This is a genomic window from Mycobacterium sp. E1214 (assembly GCF_001666755.1).
GTDB lineage: Bacteria > Actinomycetota > Actinomycetes > Mycobacteriales > Mycobacteriaceae > Mycobacterium.
This window is the reverse complement of the sequence record NZ_LZJC01000162.1, coordinates 106,151-122,728: the sequence shown is the minus strand read 5'-3', so window position 1 is coordinate 122,728 and position 16,578 is coordinate 106,151. Positions and strand designations below refer to the sequence as shown.

The following is a 16,578-nucleotide window of genomic DNA, read 5'->3' as shown; positions in this document are numbered from 1 at the left end:
GAGGGCGGCCTACTCGCCCTGGCTCGGCTCGGATTGCTGCGCGGCCTGGAAGTTGCGCAGCGCGGCGTCGCGCTCGCGTTGCGCCGCGCGCCGGTGCGCGGCCACGTCGCCCAGCCCTTCCTCGACGGCGAGCTCCTCGACCCGGGCGGCGCGTTCGTGGGCGACGGCGGCCTCGTAGTGCCGTTGCCGCTCCCGGTCGTGGGCCTGCTGGTCGCGCAGGTCAGCCTGCGCGGCGCGCTCGGCGGCGCGCTGCACGTCGCCCGCCGTCACCGCCTTGCGGGCGGTGAGCTCCCGATCCCGGCGCGCCAGCTCCTCGGCGCGCTGCGCGGCCTCGTCAGCCCGGGACTCGCCCATGGAAGGACAGTAGTCCCGTTGGTCGCTAAACGTTGGGTTGTCGGCGCCCCGGGAGGCGCGTTGGATGTCGGTATGGAGATGCCACAAGGACTGGCCCGATTCAATCGTCGCGTCACCAACCCGATCCAGCGGTTGTGGGCCGGCCGACTGCCGTTGTTCGGCATCGTCGAACACGTCGGGCGGCGCTCGGGCGCCCTCTACCGCACGCCGGTCAGCGCGTTCAGCGCCGAGGTCGACGGCAGACCCGCGGTGGCGATCATGCTCACCTACGGCCCGGACCGCGACTGGCTGAAGAATCTGATCGCGGCGAACGGCGGCCGGATGCGCCGCAACGGCAAGACCTTCGGCGTCACCGACCCGCGGGTGCTGACCCGGGCCGAGGCCGCGGCGCACGTGACGGGGCCCGCCCGCCCGGTCTTCGCGCGGCTGCCCTTCGAACAGGCGGTCGTGCTCACCAAGACGGACTGACTGGTTACGGGCAGGGCGGGTATACGGCGGCGGTGACGGGCAGCGGTGTGGGCGGTGTTGTGGGCAGCGATGTAAGCATCGAACAGCGAGTGGCCGAACGCGTCGACCGGCTGTACGCAAGCGACCCCCAGTTCCGGGCGGCGGCGCCGCTGCCGGAGGTGACCGAGGCCGCGCACCGCCCGGGATTGCGGCTGGCGCAGGTCGTCGACATCTACCTGGAGCGGTACGCCGAGCGCCCGGCGCTCGGCCAGCGGGCCTGCGAGGTGACACCCGACCCGGTGACGGGCGGCGCCGCGACCACCCTGCTGTCCGGCTTCGAGACCATCACCTACCGCGAGTTGGGCACCCGCGCCGCGGCGGTCGCCGGCGCCTGGCACGCGGGGCTTCCCGGCGGTTTCCGTCCCGGTGATTTCATCGCGGTCCTGGGCTTCACCAGCATCGACTACGTCGTGCAGTACCTGGCGTGCATCCGGTTGGGTGCGGTGTTCGTGCCCCTGCAGACCAGTTCGACCGCGGCGCAGCTGGCCCCCATCGCCGCCGAGACGGCGCCGCGCATCCTCGCGGTCAGCACCGAGTCCCTGGCCACCGCCGTCGACGTCGTCATCAACGCGCCGTCCATCGAGCGGTTGGTGGTCTTCGACTACACCAGCGACGACGACGGGCAGCGCGACCGGTTCGACTACGCCCGCGCCCGGCTGCGGGCCGCCGGGCACCGCGGCGAGGTGGTGGCGCTGCACGCCGAGCTGCAGGCCGGCCGCGGCATCGCCGACACCCCGGCGTTCGTCCCGGCCGACGGCGAAAACCCTTTGGCGACATTGATTTACACGTCCGGCAGCACCGGCACGCCCAAGGGTGCCATGTACACCGCCGACATGGTCACCCGGACCTGGCAGCGCCCGCACAGCCCCTCGGTGGACATCGGCAGGCTCATCCCGGCCATCCACCTGCAGTACATGCCGCTGTCGCACGTCTACGGGCTGGAATGGCTGATCGCCACCCTGGCCTCCGGAGGCATCGGCTACTTCGCGGCCAAGAGCGACATGTCCACCCTGTTCGACGACATCGGTCTGGTCCGCCCGACCGCGCTCAACCTGGTGCCCCGGGTGTGCGACATGTTCTTCCGCCGCTACCGCAGGGAACTCGACCAGCGCGGCGTCGCGGACACCGACCGGCAGTCCGATGAAGCGGTCAAAGCCGAACTGCGGCAAGATTTTATCGGCGGTCGGGTGGTGTCGGCGATGTGCGGCAGCGCGCCGCTGTCGTCGCAGATGCACGCTTTCATGCAGTCGTTGCTCGACGTTCCGGTGGCCGACGGCTACGGCGCGACGGAGACCGGCGGCGGCATCATGCGCAGCGGCAGGATCCGGCGGCCACCGGTGACCGACTACAAGCTCGTCGACGTCCCCGAGCTGGGCTATTTCACCACCGACCAGCCCTACCCGCGCGGGGAGCTGTATCTCAAGGCCGCCAACGTGATTCCGGGGTATTTCAAGCACCCCGAGCTGTCGGCGCAGATCTTCGATGCCGACGGCTTCTACAAGACCGGCGACATCATGGCCGAGCTGGGGCCCGACCAGCTGAGGTATCTGGACCGCAGCAACAACGTCATCAAGCTGTCGCAGGGCGAGTTCGTCGCGGTGTCCCAGCTCGAGGCCGCCTTCTCCACCAGCCCCTACATTCGGCAGATCTTCCTTTACGGCAGCAGCGAGCAACCGTTCCTGCTCGCGGTGATCGTCCCGAACGACGACGCCATCGGCGACCGGGACGCCCACGAGCTGATCGCCGATTCGCTGCAACGCATCGCCGGTGACGCCCGCCTGCACCCGTACGAGGTTCCCCGCGACTTCCTGCTGGAGCCACAGCGATTCACCCGCGAGAACGGGCTGTTGACCGGGGTCGGCAAGCTGCTACGCCCGGCGCTGAAGGCCCGCTACGGTGAGCGTCTGGACGCGCTGTACGCCGAGATCGAGGCCAGCCACGGCAATCAGCTCGACGAGCTGCGCGCCGCGAGCGGCTCGTTGCCCACGATCGACACCGTGCGGCGTGCCGCGGCGGCCACCCTGGGCCTGCCCGCAGACAACGCGCTGCGCCCGGACGCGAAGTTCGTTGAGCTGGGCGGTGATTCGCTATCCGCGTTCTCGTTCGCGACGCTGCTGTCGGAGATCTTCACCGTCGACGTGCCGGTGCAGACCATCGTCAGCCCGACTGCGGACCTCACGTCGGTTGCGAAATACATTGACGGCGAACGTCTTTCGGCGTCGACGCGGCCCACCTTCGCGTCGGTGCACGGTCGCGGCGCGAGCGTGGCCCGCGCCTCGGATCTCACGCTGGACAAGTTCATCGACGCCGACACCCTGGCCGCGGCCCGCGCCCTGCCCCGCCCTACCGGCGGGGTCACCACCGTGCTGCTCACCGGCGCCAACGGCTATCTGGGGCGCTTCCTGTGCCTGGATTGGCTGGAGCGGCTGGCGCCCGCCGGCGGCACGGTGATCTGCCTGGCGCGCGGGGCCGACCCGACCGCCGGGCGCCAGCGCATCGAGGCCGCGATCGACAGCGGTGACGCGGAGCTGTCGGCGCGGTTCCGCCGGCTCGCCGACCGACACCTGCGGGTCCTCGTCGGCGACGTGGGGGCGCCCAATCTGGGCCTGGACTCGCACACCTACGAGGATCTCGCCGCGTCGGTCGACCTCGTCGTGCACTCGGCGGCGCTGGTCAATCACGTGCTGCCCTATAGCCAGCTGTTCGGCCCCAACGTGGTGGGGACGGCCGAAATCATCAAGCTGGCCCTCACCCGTCGGCTCAAGCCGATCAACTACATCTCCACCGTCGCGGTGACGGCGCTGCCCGACGGCAGCTTCATGGGTGAGGACGTCGACGTGCGCGCGGCCAGCCCGTCGCGCTCGCTGGGCGAGGCCTACGCGAGCGGCTACGCCACCAGTAAGTGGGCCGGCGAGGTGCTGCTGCGGGAGGCCTACGACCTGTGCGGCGTGCCGGTGGCGGTGTTCCGGTCCGACATGATCCTGGCGCACAGCGACTTCGCGGGCCAGCTCAACGTGCCCGACATGTTCACCCGGCTGATCCTGAGCGTGCTGGCCACCCGGCTGGCGCCGCGGTCCTTCTACCGGCTCGACGAGGCGGGCCGCCCGCAGCGGGCGCACTACGACGGGCTGCCCGCCGATTTCACCGCCGAGGCGATCGCCACCCTGGGCGAGCGCGCCCGCGACGGCTACCGCACCTACAACGTGCTCAACACCCACGACGACGGCGTCTCGCTGGACACCTTCGTCGACTGGTTGGCGGCGGCCGGCCACCCGATCGAGCGGGTCGACGATTACGGCGAGTGGCTGCGCCGCTTCACCGAGGCCATGCAGGCGTTGCCGGAAGACCAGCGCAAGTCCTCGCTGCTGCCGCTGATGAGCGCCTACGCCACGCCCGGCCAACCCACCCAGGGCACCCAGATGCCCGCCGAAAAGTTCCGCGCCGCAGTGCAATCCGCGGGCGTCGGCGCCGCCGCCGACGTGCCGCATATCACCGAGGCGTTGATCGACAAATACGTCACCGACCTGCAGCGGCTTGGCCTGCTGCAATCGCCCGCCAACGCCCAAGCGGGATAACGCTTTTCGGCCGCGCCCGGGCTACGCCGTGGCGCTGCCCACACGGCCCCGCGCCCGGGCGAGGAAGTACACGGCGATCACCACCGCCCAGGACAGCAGGCTCAACCACAGCTGGCTGCGCGCGGAGCGGTCGAACGCCATCTGCACCAGCACCGCGCTGATGCCTGCCAGCGTGAGGATCGACAGCGTGGGGAAGAACCACATCCGGACGCGCAGCTTCTCCTCGGGGGTGCGGCGGCGCAGGATGATCTGCGACAGCGCGATCAACCAGTAGACGAACAGGATGACCGCGCCCGAGGAGTTGAGCAGGAACAGGAAGACGGTGTCGGGGGCGACCCGCGCCATGACCACGCAGCCGAACCCGACGGCCGACGAGGTCACGATCGCCACGTGGGGGACGCCGCGGCCGCTCAGCGTGACCAACCGTCGCGGCGCCTCACCGCGGTCGGCGAGGACGAACAGCATCCGCGACGCGGTGTAGAGCCCGGAGTTGAGGCACGACAACACCGCCGTCAGCACCACCGCGTTCATCAACTGGTCGGCCCCGGCCAACCCCATGTGTTTGAGCGCGGCCACGTACGGCGAGGAGCCGGAATCGACCGAGTCCCAGGGCAGGATCACCACCAGCAGGAACACCGAGCCGACGAAGAAAACGCCGATCCGCGCCACCACCGACCGCGTCGCCTTTTGCACCGCCAGCTCCGGGTCGCGGCTCTCCGCGGCGGCCACGGTGACGATCTCGGCGCCCACCATGGAGAAGATCACCACCACGACGGCGGCGAATACCGCGCCCACCCCGTGGGGGAAGAGGCCACCGTGCGCGGTGAGGTTGCCGAATCCGCCGCGGCGCCCGGGGAAAAGCCCGCACGCGTACGCGGTGCCGACGGCGAGGAACAGCAGGATGGTCGCGACTTTGATTCCGGCGAACCAGAATTCGAATTCGCCGAACGACGACACCGAGAACAGGTTGGTCGCGGTCATCACCACCATCAGGCCCAGCGACAGCAGCCACAGCGGCGCGGGGAACCAGTAGTTGAGCACCTTGCCGCCCGCGACGGCCTCGAAGCCCACCACGATCACCCAGAAGTACCAGTACAGCCAGGCGACCGAGAAGCCCGCCCACCTGCCCAGCGCGGCGGCGGCGTAGTCGGCGAAGGACCCGGTCGACGGGTTCGCCGCCGCCATCTCGCCCAGCATCCGCATCACCAGGACGATCAGCAGCCCGCACAGCGCGTAGGTGAGGAACGCCGCGGGCCCGGTGTCCTTGATCACCACGCCGGACCCGACGAACAGCCCGGCGCCGATCACGCCGCCGAGGGCGATCATGCTCAGCTGGCGCTGCGAGAGCCCCTGCCGCAGTTGCGAAGCGCCGGCCATGCGCTCAACCACAGCACATCGGCGTGCGGCGCACCAGCTACAGGTGCAGGTCCTGGTCGCGGATCAGCGCGGTCGCCAGCACGCTGATGACCGCCGTGGCGACCAGATACGCGCACGCCAGCCACGGGGCCCCGCCGACGGCGGCGATCAGCGCCGTCAGGATCATCGGCGTGACCCCGGAGGCGTAGATGCCCGAGAACTGGTAAACGAACGACAGCCCGGTGTAGCGGGTGCCCGTGGGGTACAGCGCCGAATACAGCGTGCCCTGCGCGCCGTAGAACAGCGCGTGCACGACGCCGAACACGATGACCAGCGCCAGCCCGAACCAGAGCAGGTTCTTGGTGCCGAACAGGGCGAACGCGGGAAACGCCGTCAGGCCGTAGCAGGCGATGCCGGCCAGGTACACCCGCCGGGCGCCGAACCGGTCGGTCAGCGCACCCGACAGCGGAAGCAGCGCCGCCATCACCAGCGCGGCGACGGTCACCACCAACAACACCGACACCCGGTGCAGGCCCAGCGCCCCGGTGGCGTAGCTGATCGCGAAGACGCCCCAGGTGTTGAACGCCGAGCCCTCACCCCACCGCGACAGCAGCCCCAGGATGGTGTTGCGCCGCGACCGCGGTTCCCGGACGATGTCGCGGATCGGCACCTTCGACTCGGCCTCCAGCTTGGCCAGTTCGGCGAACGCGGGCGTCTCCTCGACCCGCAGCCGCACCACGATGCCGATCGCGACCAACACCAGGCTGACCAAAAATCCGATGCGCCAGCCGTAGGCCAGGAACTGGGCGGGGCCCAACCACAGCTGCAGCAGCGCGAAAATGCCGGTGCCCAACGCCAATCCGAGCGCCAACCCGATCTGCGGGATGGCGCCGAACCGGCCGCGCCGGTCGGCGGGGCTGTGCTCGACCGCGAGCAGCACCGCGCCGGCCCACTCGCCGCCCAGGGCAAAGCCCTGCAGGATGCGCAGCGCCAACAGCAGCACCGGCGCCCACGCGCCGATCTGCGCGGCGGTCGGTAGCACCCCGATCAGCGCGGTGGCCAGGCCCATGATCAGCATCGTCAGCGCAAGGCTGCGCTTGCGGCCGATGCGGTCGCCGATGTGGCCGAACACCAGGCCGCCGATGGGCCGCATGACGAACCCGACGGCGAAGGTCGCGAACGCCAGCATGGTGCCGACCAGCGAGCTGGCGTCGGGAAAGAACACCTTGTTGAAGACCAGCCCGGCGGCCGTGGCGTAGAGGAAGAAGTCGTACCACTCCACGGTCGTGCCGAGCAGGCTGGCGGCGACCACGATGCGCAGCCGCTGCCGGCGCTGCACCTCGGACTCGTCGGCGGCGACTGCGGCGCCGGACGCGGCGGCGGGCACGGTGGTGGCCACGGCGGTCAGTGCGCCGAGGCGACCGCGAACGGCGTCGCGGCGGCGGGGTGGGTCTGGCGGTTCGGGTGCTTCCACAGGCCCCGCCGCTCGAGCAGCGGCAGCACGCCCTCGCCGAACCAGTAGGCCTCTTCCAGGTGCGGGTAGCCCGACAGGATGAAGTGGCTGATGCCCAGCTGGGCGTATTCGGCCAGCCGCTCGGCCACCTCGTCGTGGGAGCCGACCAGCGCGGTGCCGGCTCCCCCGCGCACCAGGCCGACACCGGCCCACAGGTTGGGGGCGACCAACAGCTTGTTGCTGCTGCCGCCGTGCAGCTCGAGCATGCGGCGCTGCCCCTCGGACTCGCTGCGCGCCAGGCTGCTCTGCACCCGCTCGATGTCCGCGGGGTCGATCGCGGCCAACAACCGGTCGGCCTCGGCCCACGCCTCGGCGGACGTGTCGCGGCTGATCACATGGATCCGCAACCCGAACTTGACGATCCGCCCGGCGTCCACCGCCAGCCCGCGGATCCAGTCGAGCTTCTGCGCCACCGCCTGCAGCGGCTCGCCCCAGGTCAGGTAGACGTCGGAGTACTTCGCGGCGACCGGTCCGGCGGCCGCGGAAGACCCGCCGAAGAAGATGTCCGGCGTCGGGTCCGGCGGGTTGTTCAGTTGAGCGCCCTCGATCTGGATGTGCTCCCCGGTGAAGGTCACCGGCCTGGGCGAGGTCCACAGCTGCCGCACCACGTCCAGGAACTCCGCGGTGCGGGCGTAGCGGGCCTCCTTGTCCAGGCGGTCGCCGTAGGCGCGTTGCTCGTGCGGTTCACCGCCGGTGACCACGTTGAGCAGCAGCCGGCCCTGCGAGTGCCGCTGGAAGGTGCCCGCCATCTGCGCGGCCAGCGTCGGGCTGAGCAGCCCCGGGCGGAACGCGACCAGGAACTTCAGGGTCTCGGTGGCCTCGACCAGCATCGCCGTCGTCAGCCAGGCGTCCTCACACCACAGGCCCGTCGGCGTCAGCACCGCCTCGAAACCGTTGTCCTCGGCGGCCGCGCAGATCTGCCGCAGGTAGCGCAGGGTGGCCGGACGGTTGCCCGACATTGGCGTCCCGTGCCCGCCCGCGACGAGATTCCGCGAGTCCCCGTAGGTGGGCAGAAACCAATGGAAAGCCAGACTCATCCACGCCCTCTTTCGATCCGCGGCCGACACTATGCACAAGAAGCCTCCATCCTTGTGGCTTCGGCGCTCGGCCGCGAGGGTTGAAACCGCCCAGATTGCATCCCGCCGGCAGCCGGGCAGCCCGGCGGGAGGCGGCCCTCACAACCGCGGATGGCCATCCGGCGCCGGCGCCGCCCGTTCCCGCCTTCCGCCGCCTCAGCAGGGGATATCGCAGGCGTCGCGCCGGGCCGACGGCCCGCGCCGAGCGTGGCGGAGGCGCTAGCACGCGACGCCGCGGCGCGCCGGGTGAGCGGCGGCGCGGTGGCGGCAGATCACCTCCCCGTGACCGGCAGATCACGCCAGATCACGCGATGCTTCCAATTCGGCGTGGCTCGGGCGGCGATGCGCGGTTCGGACGGCATCATGGCGATCATGCCTAACCTGACCCGTCGCGCCCTGCTGCGGATGGGCGCCGGTGCGGGCGTGGGGGCCGCCGGCATGTGGGCGTTGGGCGGGGTGATCGATCCGCCGCGACCGCTCGCCGCGCCGCTGTCCCCCGCGCCGTTCGAGCCGTCGGCGGCGAGCAGCGCCAGCCTGCCGACCAAGCTGACCGGGTCGTTCGTCTCCGCCGCCCGCGGCGGGGTCAAGACCAACTGGATCATCGCCATGCCGCCGGGGCAGACCGGGATGCTGCGGCCGGTGATCGCGCTGCACGGCAAGGACGGTGACGCCAGCATGATGCTCGACTGCGGGGTCGAACAGGGGTTGGCCCAGCTGGTCAAGCAGGGCAGGCCGCCGTTCGCGGTCGTGGGCGTCGACGGCGGCAGCGATTCGTACTGGCACAAGCGGGCCGACGGCACCGATTCCGGCGCGATGGTGCTCGAGGAGCTGCTGCCGATGCTGACGACCATGGGCTTCGACACGTCCCGGGTCGGTTTCCTGGGCTGGTCGATGGGCGGTTACGGCGCGCTGCACCTGGGCGCCAAGCTCGGCCCGGCGCGCACCGCGGGGATCTGCGCGATCAGCCCGGCGCTGTACAACACCTTCACCGAAAGCGCCCCCAAGGCGTTCGACAGCTACGACGACTGGGTGCAGAACACCGTCACGGGCGTGCCGGCGCTGTCGCAGATCCCGCTGCGCGTGGACTGCGGCACCTTCGACCGATTCTATTTCGCCACAAGGCAATTCGTGAACCAACTGAAGACCCCGCCCGCGGGCAGCTTCTCGATCGGCGGGCACGACATGGCGTATTGGCGGGCGCAACTGCCCGGCGAGCTGGCCTGGATGTCCTCCTAGCGACGCCCATGACCACCGCACCGCAGCACACCTCGACCCGCCCGGCGGAGCGGGTGGCGCGGCGGACCGGATTTCGGCCCGACATCGAGGGGCTGCGGGCCGTCGCGGTGCTCGCGGTGGTGCTCTACCACGCCGGGATCCCGGGGCTCACCGGCGGCTACATCGGCGTGGACGTCTTCTTCGTCATCTCCGGCTTTCTCATCACCGGGCTGCTGGTCCGCGAGGTGGGTGCGTCGGGAACCGTTGCGCTGGGCCGCTTTTACGGCGCGCGGGCGCGCCGGTTATTGCCGGCCGCGGCCACCGTCGGCGTCGTCACCGCGATCGGCGCCGCCGTCGCGCTGCCGCCGCTGCAGGCGCGCGGCGTGCTGCTCGACGGCCTCGCCAGCGCCTTGTACGTCGGCAACTACCGGTTCGCGCAGCGCGGCACCGACTACCTGGCCTCGGATACCCCGTCGCCGTTTCAGCACTATTGGTCGCTGGGCGTCGAGGAGCAGTTCTATCTGCTGTGGCCGGTGTTGATCATCGGCGTCGCGTGGCTCGTCCGGCGCCTGCGCGGCGGTGACCCGTCGCGGACCTGGCCGTACGCGGCGCTGCTGGGGCTGCTCGGGGCGGCGTCGCTGGGGGCGGCGCTGTGGTGGACGCACACGTCGCCGTCGTGGGCGTTCTTCTCGCTGCCCACCCGGGCGTGGGAGCTGGCCGCCGGCGGCCTGGTCGCCCTGTCGGCCAGCCAGTGGCGCAAGCTGTCCCTGCTGCCGGCGACGATCGTCGGGTGGGGCGGCTTGGCGTTGCTGCTGGTGACCTGCACCCAGCTCAACGCCTACACCCCCTACCCCGGCACCGCCGCGCTGCTGCCGGTGCTGGGCACCGCGCTGGTCATCGTGGGCGGCACGGCCACCGGCGGGCTGGGGGCCGGGCGACTGCTGTGCCGACCGTCGATGCGGGCCGTCGGCCGGGTGTCCTACTCGTGGTACCTGTGGCACTGGCCGGTGCTGTTGCTGCTGCCCGCCCTGCTCGGCGAACCCGCCGGGCTGCCCGCCCGGCTGGCCGCGACGGTGGTCTCGGCCGGCCTCGCCGTGATCACGCTGCACCTGGTGGAAAATCCGGGCCGCTTCGCCGCCGCGCTGCGCCGCTCCGCCAGGGCCAGCCTGGCGGTGGCCGGCGTCGCCAGCGCGGCGACCGCCGGCGCCTGCCTGGTGCTGCTGAACGTGCTCCCCGTCCCGGTGGGTCACGGCGTGGCCGCCTCGCGCGCCAACATCGTGGCGCTCCCGCCGCCCGCGGCCGCCGTCAGCCCGCAGGAGGCCGCGGTGCAGCAGGCCTTCGCACAGGTGCGCGCGGCGCTCGCGACGGCCGCCGGCCTGCGCCAGGTGCCGTCCAACCTCGATCCGCCGCTCGCCGCGGCGCCCGCCGACAAGGCCGCCGTCTTCGTCAACGGTTGCGTGCGGTCGTGGCGCGAGGTGGGGCAGGGCGATTGCGCCACCGGCGACCTCGCCTCCCCGGTCACGGTGGCTCTGGTCGGCGACTCGCACGCCGCCATGTGGAGCCCCGCCTTCCAACAACTCGCCGAGCAACGGCACTGGCGGCTGGAGACCCTGGCCAAGGTGACCTGCCCGTTGCAGGACCTACGCATCCGCAGCCCGTACCTGGGGCGCGAGTACACCGAGTGCGAACAGTGGCGAGGCCAGATCATGGCGCGCATCGACGCCGAGCACCCGCGCCTCGTCGTGCTGGACATGAGCCGCCGCTACGGCGCCGACTTCGGGTTCACCTCGTACGACCCCGCCTGGATCGACACCCTGGGCCGCAGCGTCGCGCGGTTGCGCCGCACCGGCGCCACCGTGCTGGTGCTGGGGCCCGCCGCCGACCCGCAGGCGTCCGCGCCCGCCTGCCTGTCCGCGCACCTCGACGACGCCGAGGCCTGCGCGCCGGCGCGCGGCGCCACCGTCAACGGCGACGGGGTCACCGCCGAGCTCGCGGCCACCAGCGGCAACGGCGGCCACTACGCCGAGCTCACCGACCTGTTCTGCGGCCCCGAGCGCTGCCCCGCCATCGTCGGCAACACCCTGGTGTTCCGGGACGACAACCACGTCACGACCGAGTACGCGCAGCTGCTCACCCCGGTGCTGGGCGCGCTGGTCGACCGCGCGGTCGCGGACGGCTGACGGCGATGAACTTGCGCTGGAACACCAACGTCAGATCAGTGAAGGGTTTGGGAGGTTCTCGGACATGACTCCGCTGTTGCTGGCCTGCGTCGTGGTCGCCACCCCGGTCGCGGGGTTCGGGCTTCTCAGCCTGCAAGACCGCCTGGAGCGGTGGGACTACGAGCGGCACGCCGAGGACTGAGCCGCTCAGGTCGACAGCTGCGAGCGGATCAGCGGCGCGATCTTGGTAGCCATGTACTGGTGGCCCGCGTCGTTGGGGTGCACGCCGTCGCCGCCGATCAGGTCCGGCCGGTCGACGAACCAGCGTTCGGCGATCGGGTCGATGAACGTCGCCCCCGCGGCCGCGGCCGCGCCGCCCAGGATGTCGCGGATCTGCAGCATCGGCCCGGGCACGTCGGCGGTCGGCCACGGCGGCCCGATGACCAGCAACCGCGCCGCCGGGGCCAGGCGGCGGGCCAGATCCAGCGTCTCGCCGGCCTTGAGCGCCATCAGCCCGGGGTCGACGGGCTGGTCGTTGCGGGAGCCGAAGAACACCACCAGCGCGTCGTCGGGTTGCACCACGCGGGCCGTCAAGTCCTCGAAGATGCTGCCGTGGTCGCCGGGGGTGCCGTAGCCGGCCCTGCCCTCGGCCGCCACGTCGGCGGTGACCCGCGTTCCGCGTGTCGCCAGCAACTGCCAGGCGCGCGACGTCCACGACCGCGGCCCCAGGCCACCCTCGTTTGTGCCGGTCGTGTACGAATCCCCAACCACCGCAAGGTGATTCATTCGAAAATCCAGGGTGAGCGTCTCGTAGTTCCGGACCTGCGGCTGGTAGGCGCCACCCACGCCGACCAGAAGAGTCAGACCAATGACGAACGTCGCCAGCCGACTCACCATCACCTCCACTGTCGGCGACGTCGTGGGACGCCGCCGCGTCGTCGAAAAAACCTTTCCCCCCGGCCGACTACGACGGCGGCCGTTACACCGCGCGGACCGAAACCGCTTCCAGCGGGCGGTCGACGGAATGCAGTTTATTGTTCGCCGGGCCGCCGGGCTCGGTCCTGTCGTGCACCGCCCGCACGTCGACCATCCGGCGCATCCAGCGGCGGGCGGGCTCCTCGACGAGGTGATACAGCAAAACCGAGGCCAGCACCGAGATCGCCAGCAGGCCCAGCACGTTCCACTTCCACGGGCTGCTCTGCGGGTCGATCTCGAACTGCTCGACGGCCCAGCCCCACGCGGTGTGCACCAGCTCGTGGACCATGTAGAGGCAGAATGAGATCTGGCCGCCGTAGACCATGACGCGCGTGGACAGCAGCCGGGGCAGGCTGCCGGTGCCGATCGCCAGCGTCAGCACCAGCGGGACGAACAGCACGTCGACCACGCCGCCGCTGTCGATGACGCCCGAGATCGGGTGGGCGTCGAAGAAGTAGAGGACGCTGACCATGGCGGCGACCAGCAGCACCGACGCGAAGCCGGCGGCCAGGCGGGCGCGGTCGCTCAGCCGCAGCCGGCGCACCGCGGCGCAGGCCAGCGCGCCGGCGACGAACTGGGTGACGATGCGCGGCAGCCAGCTCCACGGGGTGTAGAACACCCCGCTGGTCAGCAGCAGCAGCACGGGCGGCAGCGACGCCGCGAAGGCCAACCACATCAGCGTGCGCGCCCGGGTGGCCAGCCGCATCCGGAACACGATCAGCACGATCAGCCCGAACAGCAGGTAGGCCAGCCATTCCGCGCTGATCGACCAGGCCGGCCCGTCCCAGCTGGTCCCGTCGAAGAACGGTTCGAACCACAGCTGGACCAGCACGATCTGGCGGACGTAGCTCATCGCGGTGAGCTGGCTCGCGTCGGGCGAGGGCACGTGGCCGACGTGCAGGGTGAACAGGACCCACAGTGCCGCCAGGTGCAGGGTGACCAGGTACACCGGCCACACCCGGGCCAACCGCAGCCACAAAAAGTGCAAGGTGGCGCGCGTCGACCAGGACTTGCCCATGCGGTCGAGGTAGTTCCAGGTCAGCACGAACCCGCTGAGGATGAAGAACAGGTCGACGCCCTGGGCGCCGCAGTTGAGGACGGGCGCCAGCGCATCCCGGAAGTCCGGCGACACGTCCCCCAGCATCGGGCGGAAGTGGAAGAGCACGACCCACAGCGCGGCGATGATGCGGAGCCCCGTCAGGGATTTGATCTCTCCCTTGATCTCTCCGGTACACACGAGCTTTCTTCCCGTCTGACGCTGCTGTTCGTTCGCCTTCACTCGTTCGGCGGATCGCGATCTCGCGCGGTGCCCCTGCCCCCGACCGCCCAACCGACAGCTTTGGCAGCCTAACAGCGCGGCCGCCCGCATGGCTGGATGGCCGAGGCGTGGCACGCCGGGTCGCCCGTCCCGCCCGCGGCGCGGCCGTTGGGCGGCCGGATTTGCCGACAGCGGCCGGTCCGCCCCACCCGCGCGCTTCTCACCAAAGTGTTAAACGCGGCTCCGCGTCCCCTTATGCACGAGCGTTACGTTGAGTCCACGACGTCGCGACAGCGCGGCGAGCGCCACGAAGAACGAGGGGTCCTCATGACGGTCGCGGGTGTGGTGCAGCAGCAGGACAACGGCCTCTTCGACTGCGACGGCGCGCAGGTGCGGGCGCAGCACCGGCACCTGGCCACGGTGGTGCGCCTGCGGGGCGAGATCGGCGCCGCGAACGTCCACCGGCTCCGGGCCCACCTGCAGCGGTTCACCCGGGACGAGAGCCCGGTGATCCTGGACCTCACGGGCGTCGACGTGTTTGCTGCGGTCGGTGTTTCGCTGTTGTCGGCGTTCGACGGCGATTGTCGCGGCGCCGGCGTCGAGTGGACGCTGGTGGCCACGCCCGCGGTCGCCGAGGCGGTCCGCGGGAGCGCGGTGGCCGGTGCCGCGCAGGCGGCCTCGGTGCCCGACGCGCTACGCGCCCGGGCCGACGCCGTCGCCCGGCTGCGTCGGCTGGTGACGCCGCTGGTCAGAAGGCCCGCGTAACAGCGCGGCGCCGCGCGGCCGGCAGCCGGGTGATCCCGACGACGGCCGCGATGCCCGCACCCGTCAGCAGCAGCAGGCTCAGCAACAGCAGCTGAGGGTCGTACACCAGCGATTGCGTGGCGGGCTGCCCGTCGGCGATGGGCGCGACGGCGACGGTGTGCTGGGCGCGCGTCCAGCTCAGGCCCGCGCCCGCGAGGGCCGCGCACGCCAAGAGCAGCTCGACCAGCGCCCGCGAGCGGCCGATCACAGCGCCGGCCCGTCGCCGAAGCCGTCGCCGTCGTCGGGCTCGGAGCGGGCCGGCTCGACCCGCTCCTGGACCAGTGGGGTCAGCGCGGCCCGCAGCTGCCGGTGGCGCCGCGCCCAGGCCTGCACGGTGCGGCCGCCGGTGAGCTTGAGGCCGATGCCGATCCGGCCGCGCGGCACGCCGACCAGCTCACCGAGCGCCCGGGCGGATTGCCAGCGCTCCAGCTCCTTGCCGGAGGCCTCGTGGTGCTCGGGCTCCGGGTACACCTTGACGATCTCGCGGAGAAGGATGGTCTCGGTGCCCTCGCGCAGCGCGTCCTCGGTGAGCTCGACGGAGACGTGGATGCGCGCCGCCTTGACCTGCAGCGCCAGGAATGCCGACACCATCACCAAGAAGATCGCCGGCACCACCAGCCCGACACCGGCGCCGCTCCACACCTCGATCAGGATCATCGACACCGCGGCCAGCGGTCCCGCCAGGACCCACCACCAGCTGGCTCCGGGTTCGCGGAACAACGGCCTGGGGTCGCTGCCCTCCGCTGCTGATGTCATCTGTCCGCCTCACCTGCCGATCGTCGCCGCCGCCGGGCCGCTACGTTAACCACCTCGCCGCCCGCGCGGCCCAATAGGTGAGCACCATATCGGCCCCGGCGCGCCGAATACTGGTCAACGACTCCAGCGCGGCGGCGCGTTCGTCGATCCAGTCCTGCGCGGCGGCGGCGCAGATCATCGCGTACTCCCCCGACACCTGGTAGGCGGCCACCGGCACCGGCGAGATCTCCGCCGCGGCGGCCACCACGTCCAGATAACTCAGGGCCGGCTTGATCATGATGATGTCGGCGCCCTCGTCGAGGTCGAGCCGGACCTCCCGCAGCGCTTCCCGGGCGTTGCCGGCCTCCTGCTGGTAGGTGCGCCGGTCGCCGGACAGGCTGGAGCTGACCGCCTCGCGGAAGGGGCCGTAGAACACCGAGGCGAATTTCGCGGCGTAGGCCAGGATCGCGACGTCGGTGTAGCCGGCGGCGTCCAACCCGTCGCGGATCGCCCCCACCTGGCCGTCCATCATGCCGCTCGGCCCCACCACGTGGGCGCCCGATTCGGCTTGCGCCACAGCGAGTTTCACGTAGCGCACCAGCGTGGCGTCGTTGTCGACGCGGCCCCGGTCGTCCAGCACGCCGCAGTGCCCGTGGTCGGTGAACTCGTCCAGGCAGGTGTCGGCCATCAGCACCGTCGCGTCGCCGAGGTCCTTGGCCAAGTCGCGCAGGGCGACGTTGAGGATGCCGTCGGGGTCGGTTCCCACCGAACCGGTGGCGTCCTTGTCCTCGTCGCGCGGCACCCCGAACAGCATCAGCCCGCCCACCCCGGCCGCAACGGCGTCCGCCGCGGCGCGGCGCAGCGAGTCACGGGTGTGCTGCACCACCCCGGGCATCGACGCGATCGGCCGCGGCTCCTCGATGCCGTCGGCGACGAACATCGGGAGCACCAAATGCCTTGGCTCCAAGGATGTTTGGGCAACCAGGCGACGCAGCGCCGGCGCGGAGCGGAGCCGGCGCGGACGCTGCCGCGGGTAGCCGCCGACGCTCAT

General features: G+C 71.3%; 14 protein-coding genes. 5 read left to right on the top strand and 9 right to left on the bottom strand.

Annotation, left to right across the window (positions count from 1 at the left end; all coding sequences use genetic code 11):
* Positions 1–9 precede the first annotated feature (9 nt).
* Positions 10–354 (bottom strand): hypothetical protein, encoded by a 345-nt coding sequence (locus A5700_RS22975; protein ID WP_068073660.1) that lies wholly within the window; start codon positions 352–354, stop codon positions 10–12.
* A gap of 72 nt (positions 355–426) precedes the next feature.
* Between A5700_RS22975 and A5700_RS22970 the strand changes: the two genes are divergently transcribed.
* Complete coding sequence (locus A5700_RS22970) at positions 427–822, top strand: nitroreductase family deazaflavin-dependent oxidoreductase (protein ID WP_068073658.1); 396 nt, start codon at positions 427–429, stop codon at positions 820–822.
* 32 nt (positions 823–854) lie between these two features.
* Entirely contained in the window at positions 855–4,436 is a 3,582-nt protein-coding gene (car, locus tag A5700_RS22965; RefSeq protein WP_369828300.1) for a carboxylic acid reductase, read from the top strand.
* A gap of 21 nt (positions 4,437–4,457) precedes the next feature.
* On the opposite strand, the gene A5700_RS22960 is transcribed toward car, so the two are convergent.
* The 3 genes from A5700_RS22960 to A5700_RS22950 are packed head-to-tail and all read right to left on the bottom strand — an operon-like array spanning position 4,458 to position 8,342.
* A complete protein-coding gene (locus tag A5700_RS22960) occupies positions 4,458–5,813 on the bottom strand; it encodes an amino acid permease (protein WP_068073653.1) in 1,356 nt (451 codons plus the stop codon).
* 37 nt (positions 5,814–5,850) lie between these two features.
* Positions 5,851–7,191 carry an MFS transporter gene (locus A5700_RS22955; protein ID WP_068073651.1) on the bottom strand — a complete coding sequence of 447 codons (1,341 nt, stop codon included), beginning with the start codon at positions 7,189–7,191 and terminating at the stop codon, positions 5,851–5,853.
* A 5-nt stretch (positions 7,192–7,196) separates the two neighbouring features.
* Positions 7,197–8,342, bottom strand: coding sequence for an LLM class flavin-dependent oxidoreductase (locus tag A5700_RS22950; protein ID WP_068073649.1), 1,146 nt, complete (start codon positions 8,340–8,342; stop codon positions 7,197–7,199).
* 402 nt (positions 8,343–8,744) lie between these two features.
* Between A5700_RS22950 and A5700_RS22945 the strand changes: the two genes are divergently transcribed.
* Both A5700_RS22945 and A5700_RS22940 read left to right on the top strand, forming a co-directional pair.
* A complete protein-coding gene (locus tag A5700_RS22945; protein WP_197502923.1) occupies positions 8,745–9,617 on the top strand; it encodes an esterase family protein in 873 nt (290 codons plus the stop codon).
* 8 nt (positions 9,618–9,625) lie between these two features.
* Positions 9,626–11,776 carry an acyltransferase family protein gene (locus A5700_RS22940; RefSeq protein ID WP_068205042.1) on the top strand — a complete coding sequence of 717 codons (2,151 nt, stop codon included), beginning with the start codon at positions 9,626–9,628 and terminating at the stop codon, positions 11,774–11,776.
* A gap of 186 nt (positions 11,777–11,962) precedes the next feature.
* Here the strand turns inward: A5700_RS22940 and A5700_RS22935 are convergent, their stop codons facing one another.
* The gene (locus A5700_RS22935; protein WP_068073705.1) at positions 11,963–12,649 is read right to left on the bottom strand and encodes a GDSL lipase; all 687 of its coding nucleotides are present in this window, start codon (positions 12,647–12,649) and stop codon (positions 11,963–11,965) included.
* A gap of 85 nt (positions 12,650–12,734) precedes the next feature.
* The gene (locus A5700_RS22930; protein ID WP_068073646.1) at positions 12,735–13,967 is read right to left on the bottom strand and encodes an acyltransferase; all 1,233 of its coding nucleotides are present in this window, start codon (positions 13,965–13,967) and stop codon (positions 12,735–12,737) included.
* Positions 13,968–14,315: 348 nt separating this feature from the next.
* Between A5700_RS22930 and A5700_RS22925 the strand changes: the two genes are divergently transcribed.
* Positions 14,316–14,753 carry an STAS domain-containing protein gene (locus A5700_RS22925; protein WP_068073644.1) on the top strand — a complete coding sequence of 146 codons (438 nt, stop codon included), beginning with the start codon at positions 14,316–14,318 and terminating at the stop codon, positions 14,751–14,753.
* Here A5700_RS22925 and A5700_RS22920 read toward each other — a convergent pair.
* Genes A5700_RS22920 through hemB form a run of 3 tightly spaced genes read right to left on the bottom strand, consistent with a single transcriptional unit; the run spans position 14,737 to position 16,578 of the window.
* Complete coding sequence (locus tag A5700_RS22920; RefSeq protein WP_068073643.1) at positions 14,737–15,000, bottom strand: hypothetical protein; 264 nt, start codon at positions 14,998–15,000, stop codon at positions 14,737–14,739. The genes A5700_RS22925 and A5700_RS22920 overlap by 17 nt on opposite strands.
* Positions 14,997–15,548 carry a DUF3093 family protein gene (locus A5700_RS22915; RefSeq protein ID WP_068073642.1) on the bottom strand — a complete coding sequence of 184 codons (552 nt, stop codon included), beginning with the start codon at positions 15,546–15,548 and terminating at the stop codon, positions 14,997–14,999. The genes A5700_RS22920 and A5700_RS22915 overlap by 4 nt, the downstream gene beginning before the upstream one ends.
* A gap of 40 nt (positions 15,549–15,588) precedes the next feature.
* Positions 15,589–16,578, bottom strand: coding sequence for a porphobilinogen synthase (gene hemB, locus A5700_RS22910; RefSeq protein WP_082960631.1), 990 nt, complete (start codon positions 16,576–16,578; stop codon positions 15,589–15,591).